This window comes from Rhizobium glycinendophyticum, from assembly GCF_006443685.1.
GTDB classification, from domain to species: domain Bacteria; phylum Pseudomonadota; class Alphaproteobacteria; order Rhizobiales; family Rhizobiaceae; genus Allorhizobium; species Allorhizobium glycinendophyticum.
In genome coordinates, this window is the sequence record NZ_VFYP01000001.1 from 1100370 (window position 1) to 1117529 (window position 17160).

At 63.5% G+C, this 17160-nt stretch carries 12 protein-coding genes; 6 read left to right on the forward strand and 6 right to left on the reverse strand.

Annotated elements, in window-relative coordinates:
• Window positions 1-140: 140 nt before the first annotated feature.
• Window positions 141-875 carry a DUF3750 domain-containing protein gene (locus FJQ55_RS05305; RefSeq protein ID WP_140826634.1) on the reverse strand — a complete coding sequence of 245 codons (735 nt, stop codon included), beginning with the start codon at window positions 873-875 and terminating at the stop codon, window positions 141-143.
• 72 nt (window positions 876-947) lie between these two features.
• On the opposite strand from FJQ55_RS05305, the gene FJQ55_RS05310 reads away from it, so the two are divergent.
• On the forward strand, window positions 948-1955 hold the full coding sequence (locus FJQ55_RS05310; RefSeq protein ID WP_140826635.1) for an asparaginase: 1008 nt from the start codon (window positions 948-950) through the stop codon (window positions 1953-1955).
• A 254-nt stretch (window positions 1956-2209) separates the two neighbouring features.
• Here FJQ55_RS05310 and FJQ55_RS05315 read toward each other — a convergent pair whose 3' ends face one another.
• Window positions 2210-2869 (reverse strand): glutathione S-transferase family protein, encoded by a 660-nt coding sequence (locus FJQ55_RS05315; RefSeq protein ID WP_140826636.1) that lies wholly within the window; start codon window positions 2867-2869, stop codon window positions 2210-2212.
• Between the two features lie 319 nt (window positions 2870-3188).
• On the opposite strand from FJQ55_RS05315, the gene FJQ55_RS05320 reads away from it, so the two are divergent.
• The gene (locus FJQ55_RS05320) at window positions 3189-3752 is read left to right on the forward strand and encodes a DUF2087 domain-containing protein (protein ID WP_140826637.1); all 564 of its coding nucleotides are present in this window, start codon (window positions 3189-3191) and stop codon (window positions 3750-3752) included.
• Between the two features lie 56 nt (window positions 3753-3808).
• On the opposite strand, the gene FJQ55_RS05325 is transcribed toward FJQ55_RS05320, so the two are convergent.
• Window positions 3809-5650 (reverse strand): putative bifunctional diguanylate cyclase/phosphodiesterase, encoded by a 1842-nt coding sequence (locus tag FJQ55_RS05325; RefSeq protein WP_140826638.1) that lies wholly within the window; start codon window positions 5648-5650, stop codon window positions 3809-3811.
• A gap of 182 nt (window positions 5651-5832) precedes the next feature.
• Complete coding sequence (locus FJQ55_RS05330) at window positions 5833-7209, reverse strand: TIGR03808 family TAT-translocated repetitive protein (protein WP_140829101.1); 1377 nt, start codon at window positions 7207-7209, stop codon at window positions 5833-5835.
• 307 nt (window positions 7210-7516) lie between these two features.
• On the opposite strand from FJQ55_RS05330, the gene FJQ55_RS05335 reads away from it, so the two are divergent.
• Together FJQ55_RS05335 and FJQ55_RS05340 are read left to right on the forward strand one after the other, a co-directional pair.
• Window positions 7517-10795 (forward strand): Ig-like domain-containing protein, encoded by a 3279-nt coding sequence (locus FJQ55_RS05335; protein WP_140826639.1) that lies wholly within the window; start codon window positions 7517-7519, stop codon window positions 10793-10795.
• A 210-nt stretch (window positions 10796-11005) separates the two neighbouring features.
• The gene (locus tag FJQ55_RS05340; RefSeq protein WP_140826640.1) at window positions 11006-11209 is read left to right on the forward strand and encodes a hypothetical protein; all 204 of its coding nucleotides are present in this window, start codon (window positions 11006-11008) and stop codon (window positions 11207-11209) included.
• 169 nt (window positions 11210-11378) lie between these two features.
• Here the strand turns inward: FJQ55_RS05340 and FJQ55_RS05345 are convergent, their stop codons facing one another.
• Window positions 11379-11921: a MarR family winged helix-turn-helix transcriptional regulator gene (locus FJQ55_RS05345; RefSeq protein ID WP_140826641.1), complete on the reverse strand. Its 543-nt coding sequence runs from the start codon at window positions 11919-11921 to the stop codon at window positions 11379-11381.
• A 122-nt stretch (window positions 11922-12043) separates the two neighbouring features.
• Here FJQ55_RS05345 and FJQ55_RS05350 point away from each other — a divergent pair, with 122 nt between their 5' ends.
• Window positions 12044-13681, forward strand: a complete 1638-nt coding sequence (locus FJQ55_RS05350) for an MDR family MFS transporter (RefSeq protein WP_140826642.1) — start codon at window positions 12044-12046, stop codon at window positions 13679-13681.
• A gap of 92 nt (window positions 13682-13773) precedes the next feature.
• On the opposite strand, the gene FJQ55_RS05355 is transcribed toward FJQ55_RS05350, so the two are convergent.
• The gene (locus tag FJQ55_RS05355) at window positions 13774-15996 is read right to left on the reverse strand and encodes a methyl-accepting chemotaxis protein (RefSeq protein WP_140826643.1); all 2223 of its coding nucleotides are present in this window, start codon (window positions 15994-15996) and stop codon (window positions 13774-13776) included.
• Between the two features lie 333 nt (window positions 15997-16329).
• On the opposite strand from FJQ55_RS05355, the gene FJQ55_RS05360 reads away from it, so the two are divergent.
• Window positions 16330-17157, forward strand: a complete 828-nt coding sequence (locus FJQ55_RS05360) for a L,D-transpeptidase (protein ID WP_140826644.1) — start codon at window positions 16330-16332, stop codon at window positions 17155-17157.
• Window positions 17158-17160: the final 3 nt, after the last annotated feature.

Genomic DNA, 17160 nt, shown 5'->3' on the forward strand with positions numbered 1-17160 from the left:
CGGTTTTGACGGGGCAGCCCTCGGCCTGATCCAGCCTTCCTTCGGGCGGTTATCTCGTCCGGGTCCAGACAAAGGACTAAAGCTCATGGGAGCCACCCTCGCGGGTGGCTCTTTTGATTCTGGGGCGTGAAAACGTGCCTTCAGAAACCCACCGTGCCGAACCCCGGCACCTTGACGGCTGGCCGGCCAAGATCGAGCCCGGCCACCAGCCCCAAGAAGTTCACCTCCAGCCCGCTGCGCGCACCCACCGAGAAACCGGCAAGTCCGCCGAGGCTCATATGCAGGTCGCGGCCATCGGCGTCGAGCGCGTAGAACGTGCCGTCGCCGAGGTAATCGCGCCCCACCGCATCCGGGGGCAGGACAGCGCCAAGTTCGGGCACCTGACGCAGCACATGGGCAACGAAGGTGTTCGAGTTCGGCCCCGGATAGATCCGGTAGCCGCCCGGCTGGCGGTAAGGATAGGCTTCGATCGCCGCCTCCACCTTCGGGATCAGCCGCTCGGCTTCGGCTCCCGCAATCTTTACCACCAGGCGCGGCCTGTTCGAATACCACAGCCCGTCGGCCGGGTAATTGTTAACCCGGATCGGCGTACCCCAGCCCACCTTGTCATAGCGGCGATAGGAACCATTCTTCTCCTTGGTGACAATCCAGGCATGGCTTGCGATCGCCCCCTTGAAGCCGCCCGTCATCGCCGAGAAGACATAGATCGCGGCGTCCGGGCTGACTTGCGCCTCGGGCAGCATGCCCGCCGAACTCCAGTCGGCATCCCGCCATCCGCGCGGATGCTCGCGGGTCGCCCAGAGCCCGGCGGAAACAAGCGTCGGCAAAACGAAGACCAGCAGGATGACGAAGACGATACGCAGCAGAAATTTCAAGCCCGACCTCGAACCGATTGGCGATGCATGCTTTAACAGGGATCATACAATCAGGGCAATTTGAGGCAGGTCATGAACAATCCGGTCACGGTCGAAGTCACACGCGGTCAACTCGTCGAGAGCCGTCATCGCGGCCTGGCGGTCGTCGTCGATGCGGAAGGGCAGGTGATTTTCTCCGCTGGCGATATCGATGCCGCCATCTTCCCGCGCTCGGCCTGCAAGGCCATGCAGGCGCTGCCGCTCGTGGAAAGCGGCGCAGCCGACGCTTTTGGTTTCGGCAACCGAGAGCTGGCGCTTGCCTGCGCGTCCCATTCCGGCGAGCCGGAACACGTGGCAGCTGCCGCTGCCATGCTGAAAGCTGCGGGCCGCAGCGAGATTGATCTCGAATGCGGCGCCCACTGGTCCTTCGACCAGGCGACCATCATTGCCCAGGCCCGCAGCCTCGACCAACCGTCGGCACTCCACAACAACTGCTCCGGCAAACATTCCGGCTTCATCTGCACCTGCGTCCATATGGGCGAAGACCCGAAGGGGTATTCGACCTATGACCACCCGCTGCAACAGTCGATCCGGGCCATCATGGAGGATCTGACAGGTGCGGCCCTCGGCCCTGACAATTGCGGCACAGACGGCTGTTCGATCCCGACCTATGCCGTCCCCTTGAAGGGCCTCGCCCATGGCTTTGCCAAACTTGGCATGGGGCAGGGCCTTGCCCCTATCCGCGCCGCAGCCGCCCGTCGCTTGATCGAGGCCTGCATGGCCGAGCCTTTCTATGTGGCCGGCACAAAGCGCTTCTGCACCAAGCTCATGCAGGTCGCACCTGGAAGGATCTTCGCCAAGACCGGCGCCGAAGGCGTCTTCTGCGCGCTCCTGCCGGAAAAAGGCCTGTCCTTCGCCGTCAAGGCCGAGGATGGCGCAACTCGAGCGGCGGAAGCCATGATCGCCGCCCTTCTCGCCCGGCATTTTGAAGCGGACACGGAAGAGCATGCGGCCCTGATGCGGCTGGCCCATCACGGCATGCGCAACTGGAACGGCATCGAGGTCGGCCAGGTGCGGGTGACGGACGTGCTGTTCGGGTAGCGGCAACCATCGCCCTGACCCTCGGATGGATTTGAGCAGCACCGAAAAACCCCAAGGCAGGGATCAGGCTCTGTTATGGTCGCGGTTTATCGCCGGCACACCATTCGCCGTTCATATGGCCGGCATCGTCGGCTCAAGTGCCCAACTCGAAGCCCACCGCCGAGGTTGGCTCGCGCTCCCCGGCCAAGGTTGCCGCCAGCCGGGCGAACGGCGCAAAGGGCGACCGGTCGAAGAAGACCGGCACCTGAGAGGGGTCACTCCACCTCGGTCAGCCGCTTCTCCCACATCGCCTTGAAGGCCGGCCGCGCCTGAACATGGGCAAGCCACGCGGCCGTCTTCGGATGCGCGTCGAACAGCGGTTGATAGGCCTGGGCGTAGCGCACGATTTCCGCCAGATTGATATCGGCCACGGTGAAGCGTCCGCCGACGGCATAGTCGTTGTGCGAGAAATGCTTTTCCAAGACGCCGAAGGGCCGCGCGAGAATGCGGGCCAGAACCTTCGCTTCCTGCTGGCCGGCCTCGGTGGACAATCGGCCCTCATTGTTGGCGGTCGAGATCTTCAGCGCGTCCGTCTCTATGGAGGTTGCCGCAAACAGCGACCATTGCAGCATCTGCGCCTCCTCGTGGAGATCGCGCGGCGCCATCGGTCCGCCCTGTTTCTTCGCCACATACAGCGTCTGCGCCAGTGACTCGTTCAACACCAGCCCGTCATCCTCGATGGTCGGAATGCTGCCCATCGGATTGATGGCCAGGAATTCCGGCGATCGAGTGTTGAGCCGCACGCCCTCAGCCATCGGGTCTTCCAGCTTGTAGGCCTGCAGCACCGGCACCAGCTCGAAAGGCACGCCAAGCTCCTCGGCCAGCCAGAGGATTCGCGTCGCGCGTGACTTGTAGACGCCGTAGATCTTCAGCATGCCGGTCTCCGTGTGATTTGCCAGGTGATGTTTTGCCAGACGCTATCCCGACGCAGCCACCCGGAAAAGCCGTGGCGGGTGATGCGACCGATGAAATTCGCTGATGGAAGCGCTCAGTTGACAGGATCCCCCGTCTGGCCTTATCGGTTGTGACATGGGTCCGCAGTTCACCCAGGCGTCACCGCCCCGACAAGGGGAGCTAAACCTGCCTCTCTTCTTCATCGACGTCAGCTCGTTTCCCCGTGCCCCGTCGGAAGTCGGTGACCACCGGCCTTGATGGCTGCCTTCCAGCGCCAGGGTACGACTTGGAGATGATGAGATGTCAAGGACGACACATGCCTATGCAGCGCCCGATCTGTCGGCGCTGGCCAAATCCCTGAAGCGCGAACTCGAGGCGCGGGCGGACAAGCCCGGCCATGTCGAGCTTTTGAACATGCTGACCCGCGCGGTCGGCTTTCGCAATTACCAGCACTTCAAGGCCAGCCGCGCGGCCGAAGATCGGCTGGCCCGTCCGGTCGTGATCGAGCCCGAACCACCCGTCGATTTCCGCCGCGTGGAGCTTGCCGCCCGCTGCTTTGCCGGCACAAACGTGCTTGTCCGCTGGCCGGGCAAGCTCAACCAGCAGCAGCTGGCGCTCTGGGTCATGTGGTCCTATCTGCCGGCGGGTGTTGATCTCGGCGAAAAGGACGTGAATGCGGTGCTCATGCGCCACAACGGTTTCGGCGACCACGTGCTGCTCCGCCGCGAACTGGTCAACATGGGGCTTCTGAGCCGCACCCGCGACTGCCGGCTCTATCGCCGCGTCGAAAAGCGCCCGCCGCCGGAAGCCCGCGAGCTGATCCGCCTGGTGACGACTGCTGGAAGCCGGAAAAGCCGCGAGTAAGGGATTGGGCGGGGGCGGGGGGGACGTCCGTCGCCGCTCGCCGCGCTCACGGGCGATCAGCCCGCCACAGCCTGGGCGAGGTCTCTCTCGCCCTCCAGCAGGAAGGCGCTCCAGTCGGAGATGTAATCGTCCTTGCGCAGCAGCGCCTCGATCGCGGCGCTGCTCATCGGCCGGGCGAAGAAATAGCCCTGACCGGATGTACAGTCGAGCGACAGCAGTTGCTCTGCCTGACTGCGTTCTTCGATTCCCTCGGCCACGACGATGATCCCGAGCCCGCGGGCGATCTCCAGCAGCCCGCGGACAATCACGGCGCCGGTGCTGGCTTCCGAAAGGCGCTTGACGAAGCATTTGTCGATTTTGATGATGTCGATCGGCACCGTCAGCAAATGGGTGAGCGAGGCAAAGCCGGTGCCGAAGTCGTCAAGGGCCACCTTGATGCCTGCCTCTCGCAGCGCATGGATCTCGTCCGAGACAACGCTGTCTTTCTGGCTCAGATAAACCGATTCCGTTACCTCCGCGACGATCATGCCGGGAGAGAGATTGTGCCGGGCGAATGTCTCGGTGAGCCTCCGCGTCAGTCCGCCGCGGTAAAAATCGGCCGCCGTGAGATTGAAGCCGACACGGGAAAAGCCGAGGCCCATCGCATTCCAGCGGCCGCAGTCGGATGCGATCCGCTCCAGCATGCGGTCGGTGATGTCAAGCCCGACATGGGCATCCTTCATCGCCTCGATGAAACGCGCCGCCGGAAGGATCTCACCCTCGCGGGTCGTCATGCGGCAGAGCGATTCCAGGCCCATGATCCGCCCGGTCGCAAGCTCCACCACCGGCTGGTAATGCGCGCTGATACGATCTTCGCGCAGCGCGAGCCCCACCTCCTGCACCGCCCGGAAGCGCTCGACAATCGACGTGCCGAGCCCTGGGCTATATTGCACGTAGCGCCCGCGTGCCCGTTCCTTGGCGTGATAGAGCGCGTAATCGGCGTTCTGCCGAACCTGATCCGGCCCTTCGCCCGCAACGATCACCGCACCGCCCATGGTGACCGCCGGATAGATCAGGTGCCCGCCGCAATCGGCGGTCTCCTTGATCCGGGCAATCAGCCTTTCCGCGAGATCGGCGGGGCGCAAGGTGTCGATGCAGGGAATGATCACGGCGAATTCGTCGCCGCCGAGGCGGAAGGCCATGCCCTCCGGGGCCGTTTCGGCAATTCGGTGTGCGACTACACGGATCAGGTCGTCGCCGGCGCCGTGACCGAAGGTGTCGTTGACCATCTTGAGATTGTCGAGATCGAGCAGCAACAGGCTCCAGACCTGAGGCCGCTGCGCGACTTCGGCCAGCACGGTGTTGAACCGGCTGCGGTTCGGCAGGCCGGTCAGCCCGTCCGTCTCTGCCATGCGCTTGCGGTCGGCGATGCGCTGGTCGCGCTCCATGGCGATGGCGCAGAGGTGTACACAGGCCTGAACGATGGCCTTTTCGGCGTCGGAAGGGCCACGCGTAACCCGGTAGTAAAAGGCAAACGTGCCGAGCACCTTGCCCGAGGCGACGATCGGCGTCGACCAGCAGGCCTTCAGTCCGAGCGGCAGCGCAAGCCCCTTGTAGGGCTCCCAATAGGGATGGGTTTCGATGTCCTCGACCTGCACCGGCCGCCCGATGAACGCGGCCGTGCCGCAGGACCCCACGCCGGGTCCGATCTGGATGCCGTCGATGGCATCGGTGTATTCGAGTGGCAGCGATGGTCCGGCGAGATGACGAAGGCGGTTGTCCTGGTCGAGCAGGAGTACGGAGCAGACGACGTCACGCGCTTGCGCCTCCACCTCCCGGCAGAGATAGTCGATCGTCTCCGCCAGCGATTGCCCCGTGGCGATCTTCTCAAGGATGGTATTCTGCAATTCCAACAGCATGGCGACCGCACGAGGTTCATCTAGAACCATTAAGACATGGGTCGCTTAATCGTCACTTACGAAAATCCTGCAATTCTAATATTGGTTTGTATCGCCTTAACGACGAAATCGGCTCCTGTGCCGTTCGAAGACAGGACATGCGGCTCTCAGCAGTATCGCCGCCTGTCCGGCTGGCGGTCGGATTAGCTCGAGCGGTTGCCCGAGATCGCCAGATGCGCATACCCGCCAGCATCGGAAATCAGATCGCCAGTGGACCGCTCTGCCCAGCGATAGCCGAGGATCGCGCCGTCCTTGATCTCCTGCAGAATATTGCCCGAGATGACGGCCTGTCCCGCCCCCTCGACCACGCTGACGCGCATGCCGGTGCGCGCCTTGCGCACGATATTGCCGGAGACGACAAGATTGCGCAGATAGGGCCCCCAGCCGAGCTGCATTCCGGCCGTCGCCGCATCTTCGATCACATTGCCCAAGACCACCGTATCGGCCTCGACCGAAATGCCGAAGCCGAAGCCGCCGACCTCCTGGCGGTAGGGGCCCTTGTCGACCAGATGCCGGATGATGTTGCCCGATACCGTGGCAAGGTGGCCGCCCTGGTCGAAGTTGACCACGCAGATGCCGTTGGCTGCCCCGTCGATCACGTTGTCGCCGATCAGCGCGCCTTCGAAGGCAAACTCCGCATAGATGGCCGTCTCGCCCGAGCGAAAACACTGGTTTCCGGTGATCGAGACATTCGAGGCGGAATTGGCGCGGATGGCCGAAAAGGCGCAGTCGGAGATGTGGTTGCCGGCAACAATGACATTGTCGGCGCGAAACAGGTTGATGCCATTGCCGTTCTGCCCGGTGCCGCCTTCGGCCGCCCCGATCCGCGCCACCCGGTTGCCCGAAATCACCGTTCCGTCCTCGCCCTTGGTCCAGCGATGCACCAGGATGCCGCCATTGCCACAGTCGAGGATCTCGTTGTCGCAGATCGCGAAGGCCTTGCCCTCGATGGCCCAGACCGCCGAAAGGGCCGCCCCGCTCACCCGGCAGCGTTCGATCCGCCCGCCGCATTGCGCCAGATGCAGCCCGTATTTCCGGCTGCCGGTCACCGCGCAATCCTCGATCACGACCGAGCCGATATTGCGAAACGACAGCAGCCCCTCGGTATAGTCGGCCAGCCAGCGATTGGCGCCGTCAAAGGTGATGCCGGATAGGCTGACATGCTTGACATCCTGCGCCGCGATCAGATGCCCGTCGCCGCGATAGGACAGCCGCGTCAGCCCCGGAACACCGGTAAGCCGTGTGCCCTCCGGCAATTCCAGATTGGCAACCTCATAGGTGCCGGCCGGCAAAAACACCGGCTGCCCGGCCTTCGCCGCCGCATCAAGAAGCGCCTGAAGCTTGCGGCTCTGGTCGTCCTCGGCGCCGGGAAGGATGCCCGCGTCCGACGCATCGAACCCGCCCCGCAGTTCGGCCATGGCGAGCGTTTGGGCGGTGGCGAGTGACGGTCGCAGCAGGTCAAGGGTCGGCGAAAGCGCAAGGCTTGCGAGTCCCGATAGCACCTGGCGTCTGCTCGACATGGTCATGAAGAAGGCGTCCCTGAGCCTCCGCGCCATCATGGCGGGATCTGCCCAAATTTGGCGGATAGGTTGGGAACGGACAAGCCGGAGCGCATTCCATCCGCATTCATGGTGAATCCGGTTGGGGTAATCTGGAATTGGAATTTCGAAACAATCGCTTAGGGAGTCTGCCTGCCGATCTCGGCCACCTCTGCGAAGCGTGCGGACGCAGAGGACCGCCCAGTTTTGGCCGGATGGACCGGCTGGGATGGGCAGAACTGCATGAGTAGAGGCTGGGTCGGTCGCGTCCTTTCCCGGGTTCCTCGTCATGTCGCATTCGCTCCGTCTCAAGCAGGTCTTCATTCTGCTGCTCCTGTCGCTCGCCGCCTTCGTTTCGGTCATAAGCCTGGCGTCTGCAGCGGATGTGTCGCTCACGTTTCAGGCGGGCGTTGCCGGCCGTCAGGCGTTCAATATTCAGAACAAGCACAGCGATTATGTCACGACCGGACCGGCCTTTAGCGGATCCGTACCGGGATTGGACGTGATCTCGGTCACGCAGAGCGGCCCGCGGCTGGTCGTGATATTGTACGGAACGCCGACGACGCCGGGCACCTATACGGGAACGATACGTCACGACTATAGGGAACTCTTCGTGGACGTCGATGGCAGCGAATACTGGACCACTGGCGGCACCGACTCCTGGACCTGGGAAGTCACCGTGCTTCCGGCTCCGCCGGCCGTGTCGAGCTTCAGTGTCACCTATGAAGCCGACAGCAGCGGAAATGTTGCCAACCCGCAAGTGGAAAGTGGCGCGACGCTGGCCGTGGCGACCCAGCCCACCCATGGAACGGTCACCGTTGAGGGGGACTACTTTGCCTACACGCCCACCGCGGGCTATACTGGCACGGACAGCTTCACCTACACGGCGACGAAGAATGGCAGCACATCGGCGGCGGCCACCGTCAGCATCACCGTGCGGCCGCCGATCCCCGGAGCGGGAACCTATTCGACCCGTGTCCCGGGAAATTCGACGAATTATGCCCTTACGCTCATTGGCTCTCCATCCTTGACAGGCGCCAATATCGTGAGGGGGCCTCAACACGGCACAGCGACGATATCCGGCCTCACCGTCTATTACACCCCGACTGCGGACTACTACGGCACAGACACGATCGACTACGTCGTCTACAACGACTATGGTACCTCCGATATCGCACAGATCACCATCACTGTGACGCCACCTGCTCCGGATCTCTCGGATTCCACCGCCACTGTCGCCGCCAATGGCAGTGGTGTCGTACTCGATCTCTCCGACTCCGGACCTATCGACCAGATCATGCTGCTCGACGAACCCGCGCACGGCACGGTGTCCGTCTCGGACACCTCGATCACCTATACCCCGGCGGCCGGCTATTCCGGCACGGACAGGCTTTCTTACCGCGCCTTCAACGGCGGGGGCTACGACGAGGCGAGCGTCTCGATCACGGTCACCGCCCCGACGCTGGCCATCGCGCCTTCGACGCTGCCTGCGGCCCAAGTCGGCTCGTCCTACAGCGAAACCTTTTCCGCCACACTCGGCACCGCGCCCTACACCTTCGCTGCCACGGGTCTGCCGGACGGCCTGACCCTGTCCGAAGACGGCACGCTCTCCGGCATCCCTGAGGAAGCGGGTGACTTCACCGTCAGCGTCACCGCGACCGATTCCCTCGGCGCCACGGGCGAGGCGAGCCTTTCCTTGACGGTGCTGCCGGATGAGCCGGTTGCCGAAGACGTCTCCGCGACCGTCGCTGAGGGAACCAGCGATAACGCCATCACACTCTCCTTGAGCGGCGGGGCAGCCGCAAGCGTGACGGTGGCGAGCGCCCCCGCGCACGGCACGGCTACAGCCTCCGGCACGTCCATCCTCTACACCCCGACGTCGGGCTATATCGGCACCGACAGCTTCACCTACACCGCCACCAATGCCGCCGGCACCTCCCAACCCGCCACGGTCTCGATCACCATAACCTCGACAGCCGAGGCCATCACCCTCACGCCGGACGGCGGCGCGCTGGATGAGGCCATGGCCGGTGAAGCCTACAGTGCGTCGATCTCCGCCTCCGGCGGCACCGGCAGCCTCGTCTTCAGCCTGACCTCCGGTAGCCTGCCGGAGGGCGTAACGCTCAACGTCTCGACCGGCGCGCTTAACGGTCCGCTCTCGGAAGACGCGACCGTCGGCGACTACGCCTTCACGCTCACTGCGACCGACAGCCGGGGCGAAACTGGCTCCGCCGATTTTAGCCTTTCCGTCGTCGAGCGTGCCGTCACCATCACCGATACCACCGTCACCGTGGCCGAAGGCGCAAGCCCACCTGATCTTTACCTCAACAACAAGGCGACTGGCGGTCCCTTCACCAGTGCCGCAGTCGTCGCGGTCTCCCCGTCCAATGCCGGCACGGCAGAAATCGTCAGCGGCGAACTCGCCTCGACCTCGTCCTCAACCCCTGTCGGCTACTACCTGCGCTTCACGCCCAGCGTCTACTTCACCGGCAATGCCCGTGTGGTCTACAAGCTGTCGAGCGCTATCGGCGTTGCCAACGGCACGGTGACCTACACGCTCACTGCCGACGATCAGCAGGTCGCCAACGCCGTCGACAGCGCCGTGCGCGATTTCGTCGGTGAGCGCCAGAACCTGCTCTCCAACCAGATCCATGTGCCGAGCCTGAAGGATCGCCGCCGCATGGCACAGGCGACGGAACCGGTCACGGTCACCGCCAATGGCTCCGATGCCACCGGTGCCGCCACCTTCGGCTTTGCCACCAGCCTCGCCGCAGTCGAATCGGCCCGTCGCATCGCCGCAGGCGAAGACCGTGCCACGGCCGGCCTCGGCGATGATTTCAACCTGTGGCTCGACGGCAGCGTTCAGCTCTATCGCGATGACGGCACCGGCGACTGGGGCACCTTCGGCCTCTTCAATCTCGGCGCCGATTACCTGATTTCCGACCACCTGCTCGTCGGTCTGTCGCTGCATCTCGACCGCATGTCCGATCCGACCGACGAAGACGAACGTTTGACCGGCCTCGGCTGGCTCGCCGGTCCCTATGCCTCGATGGAGATCGCCCGCGACATCTTCCTGGACACCAGCCTGCGTTATGGCGGCTCCGCCAATGATATCGAAGCGGGCGACTGGACTGGCGATTTCGACACGCGCCGCTGGATGGCTGACATCGCGCTCAGCGGCGAATGGCAGGTGGCACCGGATACGATGCTGACGCCAACCATGCGTCTGGTCTATTTCGACGAAAACGTGGACGCCTACGAGATCTCTGACGGAGCCGGCAGTATTCTCGGCATCGACGGTTTCAACGAACGCCAGCTGCGCGCCAATCTCGGCCTCGACCTCGCCCACGAGATCGAGCTGTCCAATGGCCTGCAAATCACCCCTTCCGCGGGCGTCAAGCTCGGTTATGCAGCCCTCGACGGTAACGGCCTCTTCGGCTCCATGTCCGCCGGTCTCGGCCTGTCCGATGGGTCAGGCTGGAATGTCGATGCCAAACTCCTCTATTCCGTCGAAAGCGGCGGAAGCCAGTCGCTCGGTGCCAATCTCGGTCTGCGCGTTCGGTTCTGACAAACCGTGAGGCATGAAGGAAGGCGGGTCAGCTCTGGCCCGCCCTTCATCGTCATCGAGCCCCCCTTCACCTTTTGTCTAATCCCGCAACTGTCGCGATTTGCGCCAGATCAAGGAAGTTGGTGACGAGAGCGCTATTGTCGTCTTCGAAGGGTTCCGGAGGGCAATGTTTGCACCGGAACACCGACGTGACAGTTCGGAGGTCGGGTCATGCTACGTCTTGCTGCGGTTCTTTACATCCTCGTTGCCAGCGCTGTTGCGGGCGCGGCGGTCATCGCGGTGCTGACGCTCGACATGCGGCAAGGTTGGCAGATTGCATCGGCTTTCGGCGCGGGTCTCATAATCGCTCTGCCGATCGCCGCCGTGCTGGCGCGCCACATCTATAAAGCCCTTGAAGGGCCAAAGCCGGTTTGACCGGCAGCCTGCTTCGGCACGGGGTGTAACCGGTCCTGTCCTGGCGGAACGGGATCGGCGGTGAAAACCAGCCTCGTGACGACCGGCCGGCATTTTCTCGGGGGAGGAGATGCCGGCCGGGTCGTTTTTGCATTTCGCTCAATCGGCGACGATTGCCCGCAGCCGCATTTCAAGCCTCGTCCTGTTCGAACCTGTCGAACTGTGCCTCGAGCCCTGCCGTGAAGCGGGCGTAGAGCCGGGCGAAGCTGTCGATCTCCTCCTCCGTCCAGCCGGCGGTGGCCTCGATGATCGTCTCGTGCTTGATCGCCTCGATCTGGGCCAGCACGCCCCGTCCCGCATCCGTGATGCGCACCAGGCTGCGCCGCCCGTCTTCCTGCGAGGCCGCCCGTTCCAGCATTCCCTGGCGCACGAGATCGGCAACGATCCTGCTGCCGCGCGACGGGTCGATCCGCATCTGCTCGGCAATGGCCCCGACCGTTACCTCCTGCTGATTGCCGATCCGCTTGATCACGCCGATCGCATCGATGTCGGAGAGTTCGAGCCCCGTTCCCATGCGCTTTAACGCAATGCGGCCGATGAAGCGCCGGCCGATCAGGAGCCGCATGCGCGTCATCGCCTGGCCGACAAGGGCAAGGCCGGTGCTGGCTGCATCGGTCGGAGTGGCGGTTGAAGGCGTGTCGATGTCGCCGGGCAAGGGGTCATTGCTGTGCATGGCATCACTTTAGCAGCTTCGGACATCGCCACAAGCGAAAATGCATGCTAAACGCAAATATGTGCTATTGACATATAAATGCGAGAGGCACATTTTGGCGCCACACAGGAGCCCCCGATCCCATGGACAACCGCCTCGATCCCTCAGATAACCCTGCCGGCTCAGGCCCGGCCCCCCGCCTGGAGCCGCATCCGGCCACCGTCTCTCCGCCAGCGGCGAGCCCGCCGGTCACCGGCAATGCAGCGTCCGCCCGTCCCGCTGCAGCCGGGGAGGGACCGCTGGTCACCGACCCGCGCCTGCGCCTCTTCGTTTATCTGCTTCTGATGTCGGCCATGTTCATGGCCACCCTCGACAACCAGATCGTCTCGACGGCACTTCCCACCATCGTCGGCGAATTCGGGGATCTGGAGCGTTTCGGCTGGGTCGGCTCCGCCTATCTGCTCACCACCTCGGCGGTCATGCCGCTCTATGGCAAGCTGGGCGATCTCTTCGGCCGCAAATACGTCATCATGGCCGCCATCTCCATCTTCACCCTGGGGTCGCTGGTCTGCGGCCTGGCGGTCTCGATGAACACGCTGATTGCCGCCCGCGTCTTGCAGGCGCTCGGCGGCGGCGGCATCATGGTGTCGATCTTCTCGATCAATGCCGATCTCTTCGAACCGCGAGAACGCGCCCGCTACCAGAGCTATTCCAGCCTCGTGTTGATGGCGTCCGGTGCGCTGGGTCCGGTTCTCGGCGGCACGCTGTCCGATCTCTTCGGCTGGCGCTCGATCTTCCTCGTCAACCTGCCGATCGGCATCGCCGTCCTGACGGGGCTCGCCATCCTCTTGCCCTATCGCAAGCCGCATCGCAAACCGACGATCGACTATGCCGGTGCCCTGCTGCTCGCCGGGGCCGTCGCCTCCATCGTCTTTTGGGCCGACAGCGCCCAGATCTTCGGCTCGCTGCTCGCGCTGCAAAGCCTCGGCGTCGTCGCGTTCGGCGTGCTCTGTGCCATAGGCTGGGTCCTTATCGAGCGCCGGGCACCCGAACCCGTCGTGCCGCTCTCGCTCTTTTCCAAGCCGACCATCAACCTGCTGCTGATCCTCTCCATCGTCTCGGGCGGCATCGGCATCGGCTCGGTCAACTACGTCGCGCTCTTCCTGCAGACCACGACCGGCCTCTCGCCCTCCATGGCCGGCCTGCTCTTCATCGCGACAACCGGCGGCATCGCCATCGGCTCGTTGACCTCGGGCCGCCTGATCGCCAGGTCCGGCCGCTACAAGCCCTTCAGCATCGCCTCGGCCGCATTGGGCGTCATCAGCTTCGCCGTCTTCTCCTTCGTCCATGCCGGAACGCCCGTGCTGCTGATCGGCCTTGTCATGCTCCTGCAGGGTTTCGGCGTCGGCATCGGCCAGCAGGTGCCGGTGATCGGCGTCCAGAACGCCGCCTCCAAGGCCGATGTCGGGGCCGCCACCGGTACCGTCACGCTCACCCGCATGGGCGGCGCCGCCATCGCCATCTCGATCTACGGCGCGATCATCGGCACCGGCCTGTCGCATGTCGCAATCCCTCTGCCGGGTGGACAGGACTTCCGCAACCTCACCCCGGAAATCCTCTCGACCTTGCCAGACGCCACCCGCGCTTTGGTCGCCAACGCCTACGCGGATGCCTTCGTGCCGCTCTTCATGACGGCTTCCGGCATGATGGTCATCGGCCTGATCGCCGCACTGCTCCTGCCGAATATTCGGTTGCCGACGGCGGTTGAGAGAAAGCCCTGACAGGCCGAGCCTTAGAACGTCTCGGACATGAAGAAGGCCCCGCTCATGCCGTGAGAGGGGCCTTCGGGCTTTTGAGAATTAAGGTGAAGCGCTCACGCCGCGCGGCGCGTCGCCATGCCGGCCTTGTGCACCTTGAAGCGCGAGATCAGCGCCTTCAGATGCGCAGTCTCGTCGGCCAGACGGTTGGTGCTGGCGGCAGCTTCTTCCACCATGGCGGCGTTCTGCTGCGTCATCTGGTCCATCTGGTTCACCGCCGTGTTGATCTCGTGCAACCCGGTCGACTGTTCCTGGGCAGCCGTCGCAATCGAGGTCACCTGGCTGGCAATGCCGATGACCCGTGTCTGGATCTCCCGCAGCGCATCACCCGTGGTAGTGACCAGGCGGACGCCGGTCTGCACTTCTTCGCCCGACTTGTTGATCAGCGCCTTGATGTCCTTGGCCGCCGTCGCAGAGCGTTGGGCGAGTTCGCGCACTTCCTGCGCGACGACCGCGAAACCCTTGCCGGCTTCACCGGCACGCGCTGCCTCGACGCCGGCATTCAGCGCCAGGAGGTTGGTCTGGAAGGCGATCTCGTCGATCACGTTGATGATCTGCGTGATCTCGTTCGAGGCCTGCTCGATCCGGCTCATGGCGGCGGTTGCGTCTTCCACCACGCCCGAGGAGCGTTCGGCGAACTGGCGGGCATCGGCGACCATGCGGCTCGATTCCTGCGCCCGTTCGGTCGAGGTCTTCACTGCGACCGTGATTTCCTCGAGCGCCGAGGAGGTTTCCTCCAGCGAGGCGGCCTGGGTTTCGGTGCGCTTGGAGAGATCGTTCGAGGCGTCGCGGATTTCGTCCGCCCCGCCATTGATCGCATCCGACGACTGGCGCACCTCTTCCATCAGGCGGCGCAGGCTGGTCATGGTCTCGTTCACGTTGCTCTGCAACTCAGCGAACACGCCCTGATACTGGCCTTCCATGCTTTCGGTCAGATCGCCCTGCGACAGCGCCGAGATTACCCGGCCGGTTTCGGCAATGCCCTTGTCGACCGACTCGACGAGAGTGTTGACGTTGGTCGCGAAGGCGTCGAGATCCGGATTGTCGTAGCGCTTGGTGATCCGGCGCGAGAAGTCGCCGGCCACGGCCGCGTTGACGACGGTCGCGATGTTCGACTGCAGGTCGGCGTTCTTTTCCTGCAGCGCCGCTTCCTGCGCCGCCAGCTGACGGATCTTGATGGCATTCTGCTTGAAGATGTCGACCGCCTTCGCCATCAGGCCGATTTCGCTCCGGTGGTCGAGGCCGGGGATCTCGGTGTCGAGTTTGTTGTCGGCAAGCGCGCCCATGGCCTGGGTGATCGCGCCGATCGGGCGGGTGATGCCACGGGCAATGACGAAGGCGATTGTGCCGGCGAGCAGGATGCCGATTGCACCAAGTGCCATGCCGGTAATCACGCCGTTCTCCATGGTCGACTGGATATGCGGGCCGAGCGTGTCCTGGGTCTTCTTGAACTCCGCCTTCATCTGCTCCAGCGTGCCGGAAAGCGATTCGCCGGCCGGGTTCATCGTGTTGTCGATCAGGTCGTTGCGCGCAAATATGACGTCGTCGATCTTTTCCAGCGCGGCTTCATAGTCGGTATAGTCGCCGAGGACTTCGTCGATCGCCTTGCGATCGTCGTCGCTCTTCACCACCTGCTTGGCCTGCTGCAGGCTGACGACGGCGGCCTTGGCGGCTTCGATCGCCTTGTCATGCGAGGCCTGCTCGTTCTTGAGCAGGAACTTGTTGGCTCCGAGCCGCATGTTCGCGACGGCATATTTTGCGTCCTCGATGATCGCAGCCGAAGCGAGGTCCCCGCCGTCTTTCAGCCGCTTGGCAATTGCGCCGAGTTCGTCCGACATTTCAGGTCCGAGCACGTTGAAGACGTTTTCCACGAGGCTGTCGCGCTGGCTCTGCAGTTCGACCACCTGTTCGAAGCCCTTGCCATAGGTGTCCACCAGGGGCGTCAGACTTTCGATCTGCGTCTTGATCGCGGGATCCGTGGTCAGCGCTATCAATGCGTCGATATCGGTTTTCGTTTGGGTCAGTCCCTTCACCACCAGTTGCTGCGCTTCGACCTTCGGCTCGGCGCGATATTTGCGGAAGTTCAGCCGTGTCTGCAGCATGCTGGTCTGGACGACGCTCGCGCCGTTGGTCTGCTTGGCAGCGCTGCGATAGTCTCCGAACATGGATTTGTTGGAAATGTTGGCAAAAATGCCGCTTCCGGCAATGCCACAAAGTACCAGAAGCACCAGGCCGAAGCCCAGATAGATCTTCTGACCGATCTTCATATTGTTGAGCATGGATGGGAACCCCTAACGGTTGAATCAGCGAACCCATGTTTAAGCGTTAACTTTAAGAAAGGTTGAACTCACACTGCGGCCTGAAGAGCTTATTCGACTTTTTTTGTTCACCTGTCGGTTGAGTAAGACCTTAGTCATATGGCGGCCTGACTTTTGCGAAGAACACGCGCGTCCGCCGGCGCCGAAGCAAAAGACCGCGCCCGCGGCGCTCCTAAACGTCGATCGCAGCAGGATGAGCTGCCGGACCGAGGGGGAGGTGTCACGTTTGACATAAGCTTCGCGCCAGCCGCGCCTGACAGGGTGCCGCAAACGACGTTAGTGATCAGGTGCAGCATGTCCAAGGTTTCGAGCTCTTCAACGGCAAGGCCGCAGTCCTCGCTTGTCGGCCGCGCGCTGGCGCTCGGTCTCGGCACGGCGCTGACCGCATCGCTTTCCGGCTGCATCCTCGTCCAGGACACCAGCCGTATGAACATCGACGTCTTCCAGGACGAAGTCGCGCCCGTCTGGTATGACCCGGCCCGCACGCCGCCTGCCGCCGATCAGACGGCCCCGCGCAAGCGCGACCTCTACCAGACCCAGTTCCACCAGACCTATGGCCTGCCGGTCTACAATCCGCTGCACAAGGCCATGTATGGCGTGATGTCGGATGATGGTCACACGCTGCCGGCCATTCCGGTCGACCGGGTTGATTCGAGCCTTCTGCGCAACGAGGTCTCCTACGAGACGGCGGAAGCCCCCGGCACCATCGTCGTCGATACCAAGGCGCATTACCTCTATTTCATCAAGCCGGGCGGCAAGGCCATCCGTTACGGCGTCGGCCTCGGCAAGGATGGGTTTGCCTGGTCGGGCAGGGGCGTCATCCAGCGCAAGGCAAAATGGCCGCACTGGACCCCGTCCGACGATATGGTTGATCGCCAGCCGGGCCTGAAGATGGTTTCGGCCGAACGCGGCGGCCTCGTCGCAGGCCTCAACAACCCGCTCGGCGCCCGCGCGCTCTACATCTACCAGAATGGCAAGGACACACTTTACCGCGTCCACGGAACGCCCGACTGGCAGTCCGTCGGCAAGGCGACGTCATCCGGTTGCGTGCGCATGTTCAACCAGGATGTCATCGATCTCTTCGATCGCGTGCCCGATCGCACGCCGATTGTTGTCATTTAGCGA